Origin of the sequence: Pseudomonas sp. 28 E 9 (assembly GCF_900004785.1) — a bacterium.
GTDB classification, from domain to species: domain Bacteria; phylum Pseudomonadota; class Gammaproteobacteria; order Pseudomonadales; family Pseudomonadaceae; genus Aquipseudomonas; species Aquipseudomonas orientalis_A.
On the sequence record NZ_CVTK01000026.1, the window covers coordinates 1 to 14,229 of the forward strand.

Below are 14,229 nucleotides of genomic sequence, written 5' to 3' on the forward strand. Positions count from 1 at the left end.
AGCGGAACCCTAAGTAGCCGTTACCGCAGAAACGGATATGTACTCGATCTGATCCAACACCCTGGTCGGCCCAGAGGCCGCCATCGGGGGCAAGCCCCCTCCCACATTTGGATTGCGGATCGGCAAAAAAACCGGTCGGCTCTAAGGCCGCCGCGCTTTTGCTTTTGATCCTGGGCGCCCCGTTAAACCACGCTGGCCGAACGCAGGCGTGAATCCGTGGGCCCACGGATTCAAGCCTGCGTTCGGGCACACCGAGCCTAAGCGAGGTGCCGAGTGGTGGGGCAAGAGCGTTTTGCTTACTTTTGCGCTTTTCAAAAGTGAGCCGCTGTAAAAGCGGAACCCTAAGTAGCCGTTACCGCAGAAACGGATATGTACTCGATCTGATCCAACACCCTGGTCGGCCCAGAGGCCGCCATCGGGGGCAAGTCGAATCGTCGCACCGCCCCTCCCACATTTGGATCGGGATCGACACAAAATACCGGTCGGCTCTAAGGCCGCCGCGCTAACGCCCCCGCAACACCCGATCAGGCATCGCAATAGCCGCCGCCAACCCCAACACCGAGACCCCCGCACTCACCATCAGCAAACGCCGAAACGTCATCGCCAACTCCCCCCGCAACGCATCCCGTGCCTCACCCGGCGCAGCATTGAGCCCATCGAGCAGCACATTACCGGAGCTGCCCTCGGTCAGCAGCGCGCCACTGGCCAAGTGGGCAAAACTGGCATCGCGCAACAACGCCAACAGCAATGCCGACATACACGCCACCCCCACCGCCCCGCCCAGGGAGCGGAACAGGTTGGTGGTGCTGGTCGCCACACCAATATCGCGCTGCTCCACCGAGTTCTGCGTGCCCACCAGCGAGGTCGGAAACTGCATGCCCGCCGCGATGCCGCACAACAGCATGAACAGCGAGGTCAGCCCGACCGCCTGGGGCGCGCTGAAGGCCATGCCGAGAATCGCCAGCGGGCTCAACACGGCGCCACTGAGGATCATCGGTTTATATCGGCCGGTCACTGAGGTCATGCGTCCGGCGAAATAAGCGCCCATCGGCAAGCCCATCGCCAGGGGCAGCAGGTGCAAGGCCGCGCTGTCGGCGCCGGCACCGGTCACGGTCTGGTAACGCAGGGGCATCAGCACGGTCAGGGAAATCGCCTGGAAGCTGGTGATGAAAATCGTGCACCAGCACAACACCGCGCTGCGGTTGACGAACAGGTGCATGGGCAACAACGGCTCGCGCGCGCGGCGTTCATGCCAGACGAACACGCTCAACGCCAACAACGCACAGACCAGCAGCCCGAGCACTTGATCGTCACGCCACGCACGACCCTGGCCGATTTGGGTGATGCCGAGCAACAAGGCGCTCAGGCCGATGATCATCAGCACGGTGCCGAGGTAATCGATAACCGGCTTGCGCTGCGGCACCGGCAACCCCACCAGGGTGCGATGGGCCACATACCAGGCGAGCGCGCCCAACGGCAGGTTGATCAAAAATACCCAGCGCCAGGACAGGAACTCGGTCATGTAGCCGCCCAGCACCGGCCCGGCGACGCTGGCCACCGCGTACATGCTGCTGAAGTAGCCCTGGTAACGCCCGCGTTCACGGGGCGCGATGATGTCGCCGATGATCGCCTGGCTCACCGAAATCATGCCGCCGGCACCGATGCCCTGGATAATCCGCGCCAGCACCAGTTGCTCCATGTTCTGCGCCAGGCCGCAGAACAGCGAGGCGACGGTGAACACGCCCATGCCGATCAGCATCATGGGGCGTCGCCCATACAGGTCACCGAGCTTGCCGTAGATCGGCACCGCCACCGTCATCGCCACCATGTAGCCGGAGATCACCCAGGCCAGCAGGTTGACGTCATGGAACTGCGCGGAAATGGCCGGCATCGACACGGCGACAATGGTCTGGTCCAGGGCGCCAAGAAAGATCGCCAGCATCAGCGCGGCAAGAATGCTGCGCACGGCGGGAACAGCGGGAGCGGACTGATTGAGAGGGGTCACGGCACAACCTTCGAGCAAGGCACGCAGGCAACGGCAGCCTGCGCAAATGCTGAATACGATAGCAGGCTATTCGATAGCCTCGTAAGGAAGCCCGACGTAATTTTCCGCGATGGTTGTGCGCCCGGCCTCGGAATTCATGAAGTAGTCCAGCTCACTCTCGGCAATACGCCGGGTGAAGTCATCCGCCTGGGGAAACTGATGCAGCATCGACGTCATCCACCAGGAAAACCGTTCGGCCCTCCACACCCGCCGCAGGCAGATGGCGGAGTAGCGCTCAAGCAATTCCACACGCCCCTCGTCATACACCTTGAGCAGGATGCTAAACAATGTGCTCACATCACTGGCCGCCAGGTTCAAGCCCTTGGCCCCGGTAGGCGGCACGATATGCGCAGCATCGCCGAGCAGGAACAGGCGCCCGTACTGCATCGGCTCCACCACGAAACTGCGCAGCGGCGCGATGCTTTTTTCAATCGACGGGCCGGTGACCAGTTGTTCAGCCAGGTCGACCGGCAGACGGGTTTTGAGCTCGGCCCAGAAGCGCTCGTCCGACCAGTCGGCCAACGGCTCCTGTGCCGGAACCTGCAAGTAGTAACGGCTGCGGGTCTGCGAACGCATGCTGCACAGCGCAAAGCCACGCGAGTGCGTGGCGTACACCAGTTCCGGGTGCACCGGCGGCGTATCGGCAAGCATGCCCAGCCAGCCGAAGGGGTAGACGCGCTCGAACACCTGCAACGCCTCCGGCGGAATCGACTGACGGGCCACACCGTGAAAGCCGTCACAGCCCGCGACATAATCACACTCCAGGCGAAAGGCCTGGCCCTGATGCTCGAAGGTCAGCCAGGGCTGATCACTTTTGAGGTGATGGGGCTGTACGTTCGAGGCTTCATAGAAGGTCGTGGCGCCGACAGCCGCACGGGCCGCCATCAGGTCGCGGGTGACTTCGGTCTGGCCGTAGATCATCACCGACTGGCCACCGGTTAGGGTCTTGAGGTCGATGTGGGTGAGTCGGCCATCGCGCGCCAGGGCGAAACCGTCATGCACCAGGCCCTCGGTGTCCATCCGTCGGCTGACGCCCGCCTCGCGCAGCAGGTCGACCATGCCTGGCTCCAGCACCCCGGCGCGGATGCGGCCCTGTACGTGGTCGGCGGTCTGGCGTTCCAGGACGAGGGTCTGAACGCCAGCGTTGTGCAGCAATTGTCCGAGCAGCAATCCGGAAGGACCGGCGCCAATAATGGCGACTTGGGTTTTCAGCGTTTTCATTATTTTTATGGCCTGCTGGCTTCACCCGAACCGAACGAGTGAAAGAGTTGTCATTGGACGTGTAGCTGACATTTTTCACCTGAGCGAGCAGCATAAGAAGGTGAAAACTGCTTTAAAGCCTGCGCTTTTTGCCAATCGGGGCGATTACCGCACCACTATCCTGAGTATCGGATTGAAAACATGACCAACACCGCGATTCCGGTCTTCAAGCTTTACGGGGAAAGCCAACAGTGGCCGACGCCCGATTTGTTGCACTGTGAAACCATTTCCCGGCGCAGCCGGGAATACCAGTGGGAGATCCAGCCCCACCGGCACGCGGACCTGTGCCAGCTGCTCTACGTGCATAAAGGCCAGGCACACCTGGAAATCGAAGGCCAGCGCACCACGCTCGACGAAGCCAGCCTGCAAGTGCTGCCGCCGCTGTGTGTGCACGGTTTTCGCTTTTGCGAAGATGTCGAAGGTTATGTGGTGACCCTGTCGGCGCCCCTGGTCAGCCATTTACAAGCGCAACTGGGCAGCACGGTCGATGGCCTGCACACCCTCGGCAGTTACCCCGCGGGCAAGGACAGCGACTACCTCAATAGCCTGTTCGTGCGTTTGCAGGACGAATACGCCGGCGAACAACCGGCTCGGGACATGATGATGCACGCCCTGGTCAGCGTGCTGCTGGTGTGGGTCAGCCGCCAGGCGATCCAGCGCCGCCACCCCAGGACACCGCGCAACCGTGAGTATTTCCGACGTTTCACCCAACTGGTCGAACAGCATTACCGCGAGCACCCCAAGATTGAAGACCTGGCCCACAAACTGGGCATCTCGGTCTCCCATCTCAATGGCACATGTCGGGAGTTGGGCGGGCAGCCGGCCCTGCAGATCATGCATGACCGCCAGTTGCTGGAAGCCAAGCGTTTGCTGACCTACACCAGCATGACCATCAATGAAATGTCCGAGGTGCTGGGGTTTTCCGACCCCACCAACTTCTCACGGCTGTTTCGCCGCCGGGTGGGATTTTCGCCCAAGGCGTTTCGCGAGCAGTTGAAGCAGAGCTGAATGCGCGAGGGAGCAAGCCCTGATACTGTAGGAGCGAGCTTGCTCGCGAAAAACTCACAGGCACCGCGTTCATTCAGGAAGCACGCGTTATCGTTGACGTTTTTCGCGAGCAAGCTCGCTCCTACAGACTGGCATTGGGGCACGCCCACTCCCATAGTGATTCGCGGCGCTTTGAGAATCAACGCAGGGCGCTGAAACTGCCGGTGTGCGGGACGCACTGGTTTTGGTGGCAACTGATGGCAAAAGCCGCCGGCTGCATTCGCGTCTGCTCGACGCGATAGGCGGCTGTGCCATACAGCGCAGTAGCCAAGGCGCACAGGCTGAAAATCGTCAGGTACTTTCTGGTTTTAATGCTCATGGCACAGACCTCTGCACGGATCTACAAGGTGCTGTTTAAAGCATAGGTCACTCAGGGCAAGTTGCCATGATTGCAGACCATTCAGCGCGCTTATGCCGCTTCAGAGACCGACATCCCACTCAGGCTCTTCGGGAAACCGCTGCACCAGGAAATCCAACAGGCTGCGCAACGCCAAGGGCATGTGTTTGCGCGAGGCGTATACCGCGTAGATATTCATCTGCCGTGGCTGCGCATCCGGCAGCAGGCGCACCAGTTTGCCGCTGCGAATCAGCTCACCGGCCTCATAGCTGGGAAGCATCGCCACCCCGGCACCGGCCAGGGTGATGCGCAATAACGTGCCGGCCTCGTTGGCGGTGATATTGCCGTGCACCGCCACCGACACATGTTCACCACGCTCTTCGAAATGCCACAGGCTCTTGCCAAAGTAGGAGTGGGTCAGGCAGTTGTGCCGGGCCAGGTCTTCGACTTTCTGCGGTGCCGGATGCTCGCGCAAATAGGCTGGCGTGGCACACACCACCGAGCGGCACACCGTCAGGCGTCGGGCGATCAGGTTCGGGTCCAGGTCGTTACTGGTGCGGATCGCCAGGTCGATGCGCTCGTCCACCAGGTTCACCGTGCGGTCGAGCATTTGCAGGTCGACTGTCACCAGCGGGTAGCGTCTGACGTACTCGGCAATCGCAGCGCCCAACTGCGCCTGGCCGAACGAGGTGCTGACACTCAGGCGCAACAGCCCACGCGGGGCATCATCGGGCTCGCTGACGGCGGCCTGCATATCGCCACAGAGTTCCAGCAATTGCCGGCAACGCGGCAGGGTTTCACTGCCGGCAGCGGTGAGGCTGAGCTTGCGCGTGGTGCGGTGCAGCAGGCGTGCGCCGACCCAATCCTCCAGCTCGGCCAGGTAACGCGAGACCACTGGGCGCGACAGGTCCAGGTGGTCGGCGGCGGCGGATTGGCTGCCCAGGTCCACCACGGTGACAAACACGCGCATTGCTTGAAGACGATCCATGATTTGCCCGATTTCAGAAACAAACTATGTTCCAGCATCGCATTTTTTGTGGTGTTTTATGCAACTAAGCTCTGTTCACCCCTTACCGAAGGCAGGAGCTGCCCCGATGTTCTCGACGTTCAAACGCTTGACCCTGGCGACTGCCGCCATGGCCTTCACTGCTCATGCCATGGCGGCAGACTTGAAACTTGACGTGTACAACCCGGGCGAAGCCGCCGTCTTCCCGGTCAGCTCGGTACTGGTCAGCGGCGCCCGGGACGCGATCCTGGTGGACGCGCAATTCGGCAAGGGCCAGGCCGAGCAACTGGTGCAGAAAATCCGCGCCAGCGGCAAGCACCTGACCACCATCTACATCAGCCACGGCGACCCGGACTACTACTTCGGCCTCGACACCCTGACTGCCGCCTTTCCCGACGCGAAAGTGCTGGCGCCACAGCCGGTGGTCGACCATATCAACGCCACCGTCGCCGGCAAGCTGGCGTTCTGGGGCCCGAAAATGGGCGCCGACAAACCGGCCAGGACCCTCGTACCGCAAGTTCTCGAGGGCCACAGCCTGACGCTGGAAGGGCAGCAACTGGACGTCATCGGCCTGGACGGCCCGCAGGCGGACCGCAGCTTTGTGTGGATTCCGTCGATCAAGGCCGTGATTGGTGGCGTAGTGGTCGCGCAAAACATCCACGTCTGGATGGCCGATACCCAGACTGCACAGTCCCACAAGGATTGGCTGGCCACCCTGCAACGCATTGAAGACTTGAAGCCGACCACCGTGATTCCGGGCCACTACCTGGGCACTCCATCGCCCGCCTCGGTCGCGTTCACCGCCGACTACATCAAGGCCTTCGACATCGAAACCGCCCAGGCCAAGGATTCCACCGCCCTGATCGCGGCCATGAAAAAGCGTTACCCGAACCTCGCCGACGAGAGCTCGCTGGAATTGAGCGCCAAAGTCGCCAAGGGCGAAATGAAGTGGTGACTGGTTTTAAACCCTGACCTTTACTGGAGAACCTCATGAGCAAGATCGCAATCATTGGTGCCACCGGCCGTGCCGGTAGCCAACTGCTGGAAGAAGCGCTGCGCCGTGGGCATACCGTCACCGCCATCGCGCGCAATACCGACAAACTGGCCGCACGCCCAGGCGTCACGGTCAAACAAGTGGACGCTTTGGATGCCGATGCCCTGCAACAGGCCGTGAGCGGCAGCGACGTGGTGATCAGTGCCGCACACTTCGCCACTTTGCCCGCCAGCGCCGTGCTCGGCCCGGTGAAAAAAGCCGGAGTCAAACGCCTGTTGGTGGTGGGTGGCGCCGGTTCGTTGCTGTTGCCGGACGGCAGCCGCGTGATCGACAGCCCGGGCTTCCCGGCGGAATACAAAGCTGAAGCCAGTGCGGGAGCAGCGTTTCTAGACGTGCTGCGTCAAGAGCAGGAACTGGATTGGACCTTCCTGTCGCCGTCGGCCCTGTTCGATGGCACCGAGCGCACCGGTCGATTCCGCCTGGGCCAGGATCATTTGCTGGTGAGCGACGACGGTCAAAGCTCGATCAGTTTCGCCGACTTCGCCATCGCCATGATCGATGAAGTGGAAACGCCGAAGCACTCGCGTCAGCGCTTCACCGTGGGCTACTGATACACCGGGAGCAAGCCCTGATACCAGCCTGTAGGAGCGAGCTTGCTCGCGAAAAACTCACAGGCACCGCGTTCATTCAGAAAGTACGCGTTATCGTTGACGTTTTTCGCGAGCAAGCTCGCTCCTACAGACTGGCATTAGGGCTTGCTCCTCCCACATTTGAACGGTGGCATATCCGGCGCCTGCAATTTTTCAATAGGGCCAATGACTTTCTCATTTGCCCAGCCTCCCCCTCCCGTGGCCTGATTCGCCCTTGTTCATCCAAGGCAGGCCCATGCAAAACGTTCAGGCAAAACCCACCACCGCCGTGTGGCTGATAATCAGTGTGGTGCTGGTCGCCCTTAACCTGCGCCCGTCGATGGCGGCCGTGGGGCCCTTGCTGTCGTCGATCCGCGCTGATGTGCCGCTCAATTTCAGCAGCGCCGCATTGCTGACCATGTTGCCCGTGATGAGCATGGGCCTGGCGATGTTCTTCGGAATGGGCCTGGCCCGGCGCTTTGGCGAATACCGCAGTATCGTGGTGTCGCTGCTGGTAATTGGCGCAGCGACACTGTCGCGGTTGTGGCTGGATTCGGCGTTCGAGCTGATTGTCAGCGCCATGGCGGCAGGCGTCGGGATTGCGCTGATCCAGGCGTTGCTGCCGGCGCTGATCAAGTCGCGACCGGGCGACAACGTTTCATTGTTAATGGGCCTGTATGTCACCGCGATCATGGGCGGCGCCGCACTGGCCGCGTCTTTTGCGCCGTTTGTGCAAGTGCACACCGGCAGTTGGCGCATCGGCCTGGCGATGTGGGCCGGGCTGGCGCTGCCGGCGCTGGTGTTCTGGTACGCCCAGCGCTCGGCGTTACCCGCTTTGCCTCAGGCCGACAGCGGCCCGCAGGCATCGTTTTTCGGCAATCGCCGGGCCTGGTTGCTCGCCCTGTTCTTCGGCTTCGGCACGGCGTGCTACACCTGCGTGCTGGCGTGGCTGGCGCCGTATTACGTCGAGCAGGGCTTGCGTGAGCAGCATGCCGGTTTGCTGCTGGGTTTGCTCACCGCCATGGAAGTGGTCTCCGGCCTGGTAACGCCCGCCATCGCCAATCGCCGCCGGGACAAGCGCGGCGTGGTGGCGGTATTGCTGGTGCTGATCCTGATCGGCTTCGCTGGCCTGATCCTCAGCCCCCGGCACCTGACTTTGCTCTGGCCGTGCCTGCTCGGCCTGGGTATCGGCGGCTTGTTTCCCATGAGCCTGATCCTGTCCCTGGACCACCTCGATAACCCGCGCCGCGCCGGTGGCCTGACCGCGTTCGTGCAGGGTATCGGCTACCTGATCGCGGGCCTGTCGCCGCTGATCGCCGGAATGATCCGCGACCAGTTGGGCAGCTTCGAGGGGGCCTGGTGGTCATTGGCGGCGGTAGTGGCAGTGATGCTGCTGATGGTCATGCGCTTCAATCCAACGCATTACGCGCGACATATCCGCTGAGGTCGTGTTGTAAACAGTATTTGTCTCACCCAAAACATAGAAGAGTCCTACAGAGCTTTCTATTGGTACGAGCGTTCCGTTAACATTTTGCTCAGTCTTGTACTGAATTCGGTACAAAGGGTTTACGGACGAAACCGATGCTAAACAGCAACTTGCTCAGAAAGCTCGATATGCAGGACTTGATGGTGTTTATCGCTGTCTACGACCAGAGCAGCGTTACCGACGTGTCTGAAACCCTGTTCGTCAGTCAGTCCACCGTCAGCTACAGCCTGAAGAAACTGCGCACCAGTTTCGAAGACGAGTTGTTTATCAACACGCGAGCGGGCATGCGTCCGACGTACAAGGCCACCACGATGTACGGCCACGTACAGAAAATCCTCGAAAGCATCAACCTGTGCCACGCCGGAGGCCAGGCCTTCGACCCGACCCGCGAGGCCGTGACTTTCAATGTGTGCGCCCCGGAATACTTCGAACACCTGATCCTGCCGCGCCTGCTGAAAAACTTCGACCGCGCCGACCTGCCGGTGATCGTCAATGTGCAAAAGCTGGAAGCCGACATTCCCGCCGACGACTTGCGCGAAGGCCGCCTGGACCTGGTGATCGGCTTCGGCCCGAACTTTCACCGCGTCCATAAAGACTTCAAGCGCCAAATGCTGCTCGAAGACGACCTGGTGTGCGTCTTCGACAAACGCTCGGCGCCGCGGGAAGCGACGTTCAGCCTGCAAGCCTTCGTCGAGCGGCGCCACGTGTTTCCCACGCCGTGGACCTCCGCCACCAACATGATCGACGGCTGGCTGGCGCGCCAGGCGCACAAACGCCAAGTGATCGCGCGGGCCAACAGCTACAGCGCGGCGTTGAAGATGATCAGCGGCACCGACTTTATCGTGACCCTGCCACGCCGCGTGCAAAAGCTGCTGGCGCCGACCTCTGCGTACGGGTGTTGCGAAGCCCCGCAGGGTTTGCCGGGCTTCACCCTGGACATGCAATGGAACCAGGCCAGCGAACAGGACAGCGCCAATACCTGGTTTCGCGAGCAGGTGGTCAAGGTGTGTGAGGATGAAGCGGCAAGCGGCAAGCTGAAAGCGGCGAGCTGAAAAAGCGGCAAGCGGTGCGGTCGCCTTGACTTGGCGCTTGCAGCTTGCCGCTGCTTCTTTCCTGCGCGTTACCCCGGGAGCGCAAGCCCGCGATCACTCATGAACGCCTCCAGCCTTGAGCGCATCCAGCGTTCCGCCGGGTCGGTGTCGACGTGGCTGAGCCAGACCATCGACAAGTCCAGGGTCGGCGTTTCAAACGGAAACGCCTCGCAGAACAGGTTCCCGCCGGCGGCCATGGCCTGGGCCGCGTAGTCCGGCAGGCTGGCGATCATGTCAGTGCCGGCAAGCAACGCCGGCAGCGAACTGTATTGCGGCACCGACAGCACCACGTGCCGCTTGCGACCGATTTCGGCCAGCCACTCATCGGCAAACCCGGCCACGTTGGCGGTGTGGGACACCAGTACATGGGGCCGTGCGCAATATTCATCGAGGGTCAGCGGTGTGTCGGACGCATCGGCGCGCAACAGGCACGGGCGGATATGCCGCAGCAGCTTGCGCTTGGCATTCGCCGGCAGGCCGCGGGTCTGGGTGATGCCGACAGTGATATCGCCGGAGGCCAGCAGGTCGGGAATGCGCCAGTAATCCACATGCTGCACCACGAACACCACCTGCGGCGCTTCCTGGCGCAGCGCCCGCAGCAACGGCGGCAACAGGCCGAACTCGACGTCATCGGACAAGCCGATACGAAAGGTCATGGTGCTGATGGACGGGTCAAAATCGTGGGTCAGGCTCAAGGCCGACGACAGCGAATCCAGGGCCGGCGACAGGTGCTGGATGATTTGCTCGGCGCGCGCGGTGGGCTCCATGCGGTGGCCGACGCGAATGAACAAGGGGTCATTGAACAAGGTTCGCAGACGGTTCAGGGCCGAACTGATGGTCGGCTGGCCGAGAAACAGCTTCTCCGCCACCCGCGTCACGTTGCGCTCGAGCATCAGCGCTTCGAAGACCACCATCAGGTTGATATCGGCCTTGCGTAATTCATTGCGATTCATCGGCGCCTGCCCCTTCCCCACGACAAGCCGCAGTTTAGAAAGGCAACGGGGCGGCGTCTATGTCGGTCGATGCATCGGTTTCTATGGGGGGTCGTATCGCAGAACAGGACCAACCCTCCAGACGATCCGTTGAATTGATAGCCCATGCGCATCAATCTATCCAAATTTGTCACTTATCATTTCTAAATGTGTCAGCCACTATCCCTAGTCTTAAGCGAAACAAGCACTTTAAAAAGAACGCTGGAGACACAAAACCATGACTAGCCCTTCCCGGCCTGCGGCTGCCCCTTCGAAAGTAGGCGCCGTACTGCGCGTTACTTCGGGCAACTTCCTCGAACAGTTCGATTTTTTCCTGTTCGGGTTCTATGCCACCTACATCGCTGCCGCCTTCTTCCCTGCCGCCAATGAATTCGCATCATTAATGATGACCTTTGCCGTGTTCGGCGCAGGCTTCCTGATGCGGCCCCTGGGCGCGATCATTCTGGGTGCCTATATCGATGACGTGGGCCGCCGCAAAGGCTTGATCGTGACGTTGTCGATCATGGCCAGCGGCACATTGTTGATCGTGCTGGTGCCCGGTTATCACACCATTGGCCTGTGGGCACCGTTGCTGGTGCTGCTGGGTCGTCTGCTGCAAGGCTTCTCGGCCGGTGCGGAACTGGGTGGTGTGTCGGTGTACCTGTCCGAGATGGCCACACCGGGCCGCAAGGGTTTCTACACCAGCTGGCAGTCGGGCAGCCAGCAGATCTCCATCGTGGTTGCCGCCGCGCTGGGCTATGGCTTGAACGTGTGGATGGAGCCGGCGGTGGTTGCAGACTGGGGCTGGCGCATTCCGTTCGCCGTCGGTTGCGTGATCATTCCGTTTATCTTCGTGCTGCGGCGTAACCTGCAGGAAACCGAGGAGTTTGCCAAGCGCAAGCACCGCCCGACCATGCGTGAAGTGATGGCCACCCTGGTGAAAAACTGGACCGTGGTCATCGGCGGTATGCTGATGGTGGCCATGACCACCACCGCGTTCTACCTGATTACCGTGTACGCACCGACCTTCGGCAAGACCGTGCTGCAATTGAGCACCTCCGACGCGCTGCTGGTGACGTTGCTGGTGGCGGTGTCGAACTTTGTCTGGCTACCGATCGGCGGCACTCTGAGCGACCGCTTCGGCCGCAAGCCGGTGCTGATAGCCATGACCGTGCTGACCGTTCTCACGGCTTATCCAGCGCTGTCCTACGTGGTCAACGCACCAAGCTTTGCACACATGCTGGAAACCCTGCTGTGGTTCTCCTTCCTCTACGGTATGTACAACGGCGCAATGATCCCGGCGCTGACGGAAATCATGCCGGTGGAAGTGCGCGTGGCAGGTTTCTCCCTGGCCTACAGCCTGGCAACCGCCGTCTTCGGCGGCTTCACTCCCGCCATCTCGACCTGGTTCATCCACATCACCGCAGACAAGGCCTCGCCCGCCTACTGGATGATGTTCGCTGCACTGTGCGCCCTGTGTTCCACCCTGGCGCTGTATCGCCGCGCCAACACCCGTGGCCAGGTCATGCAGGGGGCTGCGCAATGAAGCCGCTGTTCAACACCCTCACAGCCCTGGTCCTCGCCGCTCTGGCGCTGTCAGCCCAGGCTGAAGAACTCAAAGTGATGACCTCCGGCGGCTTCACGGCCGCCTATAAACTGCTCGGCCCGCAATACGCCAAGCAAAGCGGTGACACCCTGGACACGGTCCTGGGACCGTCCATGGGCAAGGCGCCGGAAGCGATTCCCAACCGCCTGGCCCGTGGCGAACACGCCGATGTCGTGATCATGGTCGGCTACGCCCTGGATGAGCTGATCAAACAAGGCAAGGTCGACCCCGCGTCCCGCGTGGAACTGGCCGACTCACGGATCGGGTTGGTGGTGAAGGAAGGCGCGGCAAAACCTGCGATCAGTACTGACGCCGAGCTCAAGGCCGTGCTGAGCAAGGCCAAATCCGTTGCCTATTCGGACAGCGCCAGCGGCGTGTATGTCGAGAAGGAACTGTTCAAGAAGCTCGGCATGCCGGCCAAGGGCACCATGATCGAACGCGTACCGGTGGGCGAACAGGTGGCCAAGGGTGACTACGAAGTCGGCTTGCAGCAGGTGGCGGAATTGTTGCCGGTCAAGGGCGTGACGTTCGTCGGCAAGATCCCGGAAGACGTGCAGTCCGTCACGCGTTTTGCGGCGGGCATCCCGGTCAACGCCGAACACCCGGAAGAGGCCAAGGCATTACTGCAGTTCATGGCATCGCCCGAGGCACAACCGGTGGTGCGATCCACCGGACTGGACTCGGTGTCACGCTGACCGAAACGGCATCTCCCGCACCAACCGCTCCAACTCCAGCGCCGCCGGCGGCAATGTCCGCCCGCGGCGCTTGATCAAGCCCACATTGCGCATCACCTGCGGTTCCACCAACGGCACACTCACCAGAATCAGGTGCTCACACGCCGGCATCGCAATCGACGGCACCATCGCCACCCCCAGCCCCGCCTCCACCAGTCCGATCATCGTGGTCACGTGGTGGGTCTCGCAGATACTCGGCTTTTTCACCCGCACACCGCGCAGGGCCTGGTCCAGCAGGAAGCGGTTGCCCGAGGTTTTGTCCACGGTGATGTAGTCATGCTCGTAGGCTTCGGTCCAGGTCACGCTTTCACGCGCGGCCAACGGATGATCACGACGACAGGCCAGCACATAGCGTTCCTGCAGCAACAGCTCGAACTCCACTTCATCGGCCAGGCTGCCGCTGAAACTCACGCCAAAATCCGCCTCGCCACTTTCCACCGCATTGCACACTTCACCGGCACTGGCATCCAGCACCCGCAGGCGAATCTTCGGATACAGCTTGTGGAATTCGGAGATGACGTGGGGCATGAAGTAATACGCGGTGGACGGCACACAGGCGATGGTGACATTGCCCATGCGCGTGGACGCGACGTTACTGATGCCCATCAAGGCGATGTCCAGGTCGTCGAGCATGCGTTCGACCTGGGGCAGAAATGCACGGCCAACCATGGTCAGGCTGACTCGCCGCGTGGTGCGTTCGAACAGCTTTACATCCAGGGCCGACTCGAGCTTTTCGATGCGCCGGCTGAGCGCGGGTTGCGAGATTCGGATGGCCTCGGCGGCCCCCCGGAAACTGCCCTTGTCTACCACGGCACGGAAGGCTTGGAGGTCATTGAGGTCGAAGTTGATGATCACGGAAGGCAAGCCAGGATGGACGACGTGGCGGGCATTATCGTATGGGAGCGGGCAGGATGCCATGCGGACCGGGTCGGGTCTGCGGCTGCTGCCCTTAAGGCAGAGCCTGAGCGGGCCTTGTCCACCGAGCAGGTTCGCGAACACATGGCGGCTGGACGCCAGCGAAAAA

13 protein-coding genes are annotated in these 14,229 nt (G+C 61.5%); 7 read left to right on the forward strand and 6 right to left on the reverse strand.

The genetic code is table 11. The features are described 5' to 3' along the window. Positions 1-502 precede the first annotated feature (502 nt). Positions 503-2,005 (reverse strand): MDR family MFS transporter, encoded by a 1,503-nt coding sequence (locus tag BFQ00_RS04670; protein ID WP_065932754.1) that lies wholly within the window; start codon positions 2,003-2,005, stop codon positions 503-505. Positions 2,006-2,071: 66 nt separating this feature from the next. Then, positions 2,072-3,265, reverse strand: a complete 1,194-nt coding sequence (gene pobA, locus BFQ00_RS04675) for a 4-hydroxybenzoate 3-monooxygenase (protein WP_065932755.1) — start codon at positions 3,263-3,265, stop codon at positions 2,072-2,074. A gap of 180 nt (positions 3,266-3,445) precedes the next feature. Here pobA and BFQ00_RS04680 point away from each other — a divergent pair, with 180 nt between their 5' ends. Further along, positions 3,446-4,312, forward strand: coding sequence for a helix-turn-helix domain-containing protein (locus tag BFQ00_RS04680; RefSeq protein WP_065886295.1), 867 nt, complete (start codon positions 3,446-3,448; stop codon positions 4,310-4,312). Between the two features lie 178 nt (positions 4,313-4,490). Here BFQ00_RS04680 and BFQ00_RS04685 read toward each other — a convergent pair whose 3' ends face one another. Continuing rightward, the gene (locus tag BFQ00_RS04685; protein ID WP_057723028.1) at positions 4,491-4,670 is read right to left on the reverse strand and encodes a hypothetical protein; all 180 of its coding nucleotides are present in this window, start codon (positions 4,668-4,670) and stop codon (positions 4,491-4,493) included. Positions 4,671-4,770: 100 nt separating this feature from the next. Beyond that, the gene (locus tag BFQ00_RS04690) at positions 4,771-5,676 is read right to left on the reverse strand and encodes a LysR family transcriptional regulator (RefSeq protein ID WP_065886294.1); all 906 of its coding nucleotides are present in this window, start codon (positions 5,674-5,676) and stop codon (positions 4,771-4,773) included. Between the two features lie 106 nt (positions 5,677-5,782). On the opposite strand from BFQ00_RS04690, the gene BFQ00_RS04695 reads away from it, so the two are divergent. The 4 genes from BFQ00_RS04695 to BFQ00_RS04710 all read left to right on the forward strand — a co-directional run bounded on the left by BFQ00_RS04695 (position 5,783) and on the right by BFQ00_RS04710 (position 9,855). Next, positions 5,783-6,649: an MBL fold metallo-hydrolase gene (locus BFQ00_RS04695; RefSeq protein ID WP_065932756.1), complete on the forward strand. Its 867-nt coding sequence runs from the start codon at positions 5,783-5,785 to the stop codon at positions 6,647-6,649. Positions 6,650-6,684: 35 nt separating this feature from the next. Beyond that, positions 6,685-7,299 (forward strand): NAD(P)-dependent oxidoreductase, encoded by a 615-nt coding sequence (locus BFQ00_RS04700; protein ID WP_065932757.1) that lies wholly within the window; start codon positions 6,685-6,687, stop codon positions 7,297-7,299. Positions 7,300-7,573: 274 nt separating this feature from the next. Next, positions 7,574-8,761 carry a cyanate transporter gene (locus tag BFQ00_RS04705; RefSeq protein ID WP_065932758.1) on the forward strand — a complete coding sequence of 396 codons (1,188 nt, stop codon included), beginning with the start codon at positions 7,574-7,576 and terminating at the stop codon, positions 8,759-8,761. 137 nt (positions 8,762-8,898) lie between these two features. Next, positions 8,899-9,855: a LysR family transcriptional regulator gene (locus BFQ00_RS04710; RefSeq protein WP_065886290.1), complete on the forward strand. Its 957-nt coding sequence runs from the start codon at positions 8,899-8,901 to the stop codon at positions 9,853-9,855. A 68-nt stretch (positions 9,856-9,923) separates the two neighbouring features. Here the strand turns inward: BFQ00_RS04710 and BFQ00_RS04715 are convergent, their stop codons facing one another. After that, positions 9,924-10,847 carry a LysR substrate-binding domain-containing protein gene (locus tag BFQ00_RS04715; protein WP_065932759.1) on the reverse strand — a complete coding sequence of 308 codons (924 nt, stop codon included), beginning with the start codon at positions 10,845-10,847 and terminating at the stop codon, positions 9,924-9,926. Positions 10,848-11,103: 256 nt separating this feature from the next. On the opposite strand from BFQ00_RS04715, the gene BFQ00_RS04720 reads away from it, so the two are divergent. Both BFQ00_RS04720 and BFQ00_RS04725 read left to right on the forward strand, forming a co-directional pair. Continuing rightward, positions 11,104-12,411, forward strand: coding sequence for an MFS transporter (locus BFQ00_RS04720; RefSeq protein WP_065932760.1), 1,308 nt, complete (start codon positions 11,104-11,106; stop codon positions 12,409-12,411). Next, on the forward strand, positions 12,408-13,166 hold the full coding sequence (locus BFQ00_RS04725) for a substrate-binding domain-containing protein (protein WP_065932761.1): 759 nt from the start codon (positions 12,408-12,410) through the stop codon (positions 13,164-13,166). Before BFQ00_RS04720 ends, BFQ00_RS04725 begins: the two co-directional genes overlap by 4 nt. Here the strand turns inward: BFQ00_RS04725 and BFQ00_RS04730 are convergent. Continuing rightward, complete coding sequence (locus BFQ00_RS04730) at positions 13,158-14,060, reverse strand: LysR family transcriptional regulator (RefSeq protein ID WP_065932762.1); 903 nt, start codon at positions 14,058-14,060, stop codon at positions 13,158-13,160. The genes BFQ00_RS04725 and BFQ00_RS04730 overlap by 9 nt on opposite strands. Positions 14,061-14,229 lie beyond the last annotated feature (169 nt).

Bases quoted from the DNA above. Each gene is read 5' to 3' on its own strand.
- pobA (WP_065932755.1), bottom strand. From the start codon at position 3,265: ATGAAAACGCTGAAAACCCAAGTCGCCATTATTGGCGCCGGTCCTTCC.
- BFQ00_RS04680 (WP_065886295.1), top strand. From the start codon at position 3,446: ATGACCAACACCGCGATTCCGGTCTTCAAGCTTTACGGGGAAAGCCAA.
- BFQ00_RS04685 (WP_057723028.1), bottom strand. From the start codon at position 4,670: ATGAGCATTAAAACCAGAAAGTACCTGACGATTTTCAGCCTGTGCGCC.
- BFQ00_RS04690 (WP_065886294.1), bottom strand. From the start codon at position 5,676: ATGGATCGTCTTCAAGCAATGCGCGTGTTTGTCACCGTGGTGGACCTG.
- BFQ00_RS04695 (WP_065932756.1), top strand. From the start codon at position 5,783: ATGTTCTCGACGTTCAAACGCTTGACCCTGGCGACTGCCGCCATGGCC.
- BFQ00_RS04700 (WP_065932757.1), top strand. From the start codon at position 6,685: ATGAGCAAGATCGCAATCATTGGTGCCACCGGCCGTGCCGGTAGCCAA.
- BFQ00_RS04705 (WP_065932758.1), top strand. From the start codon at position 7,574: ATGCAAAACGTTCAGGCAAAACCCACCACCGCCGTGTGGCTGATAATC.
- BFQ00_RS04710 (WP_065886290.1), top strand. From the start codon at position 8,899: ATGCTAAACAGCAACTTGCTCAGAAAGCTCGATATGCAGGACTTGATG.
- BFQ00_RS04715 (WP_065932759.1), bottom strand. From the start codon at position 10,847: ATGAATCGCAATGAATTACGCAAGGCCGATATCAACCTGATGGTGGTC.
- BFQ00_RS04720 (WP_065932760.1), top strand. From the start codon at position 11,104: ATGACTAGCCCTTCCCGGCCTGCGGCTGCCCCTTCGAAAGTAGGCGCC.
- BFQ00_RS04725 (WP_065932761.1), top strand. From the start codon at position 12,408: ATGAAGCCGCTGTTCAACACCCTCACAGCCCTGGTCCTCGCCGCTCTG.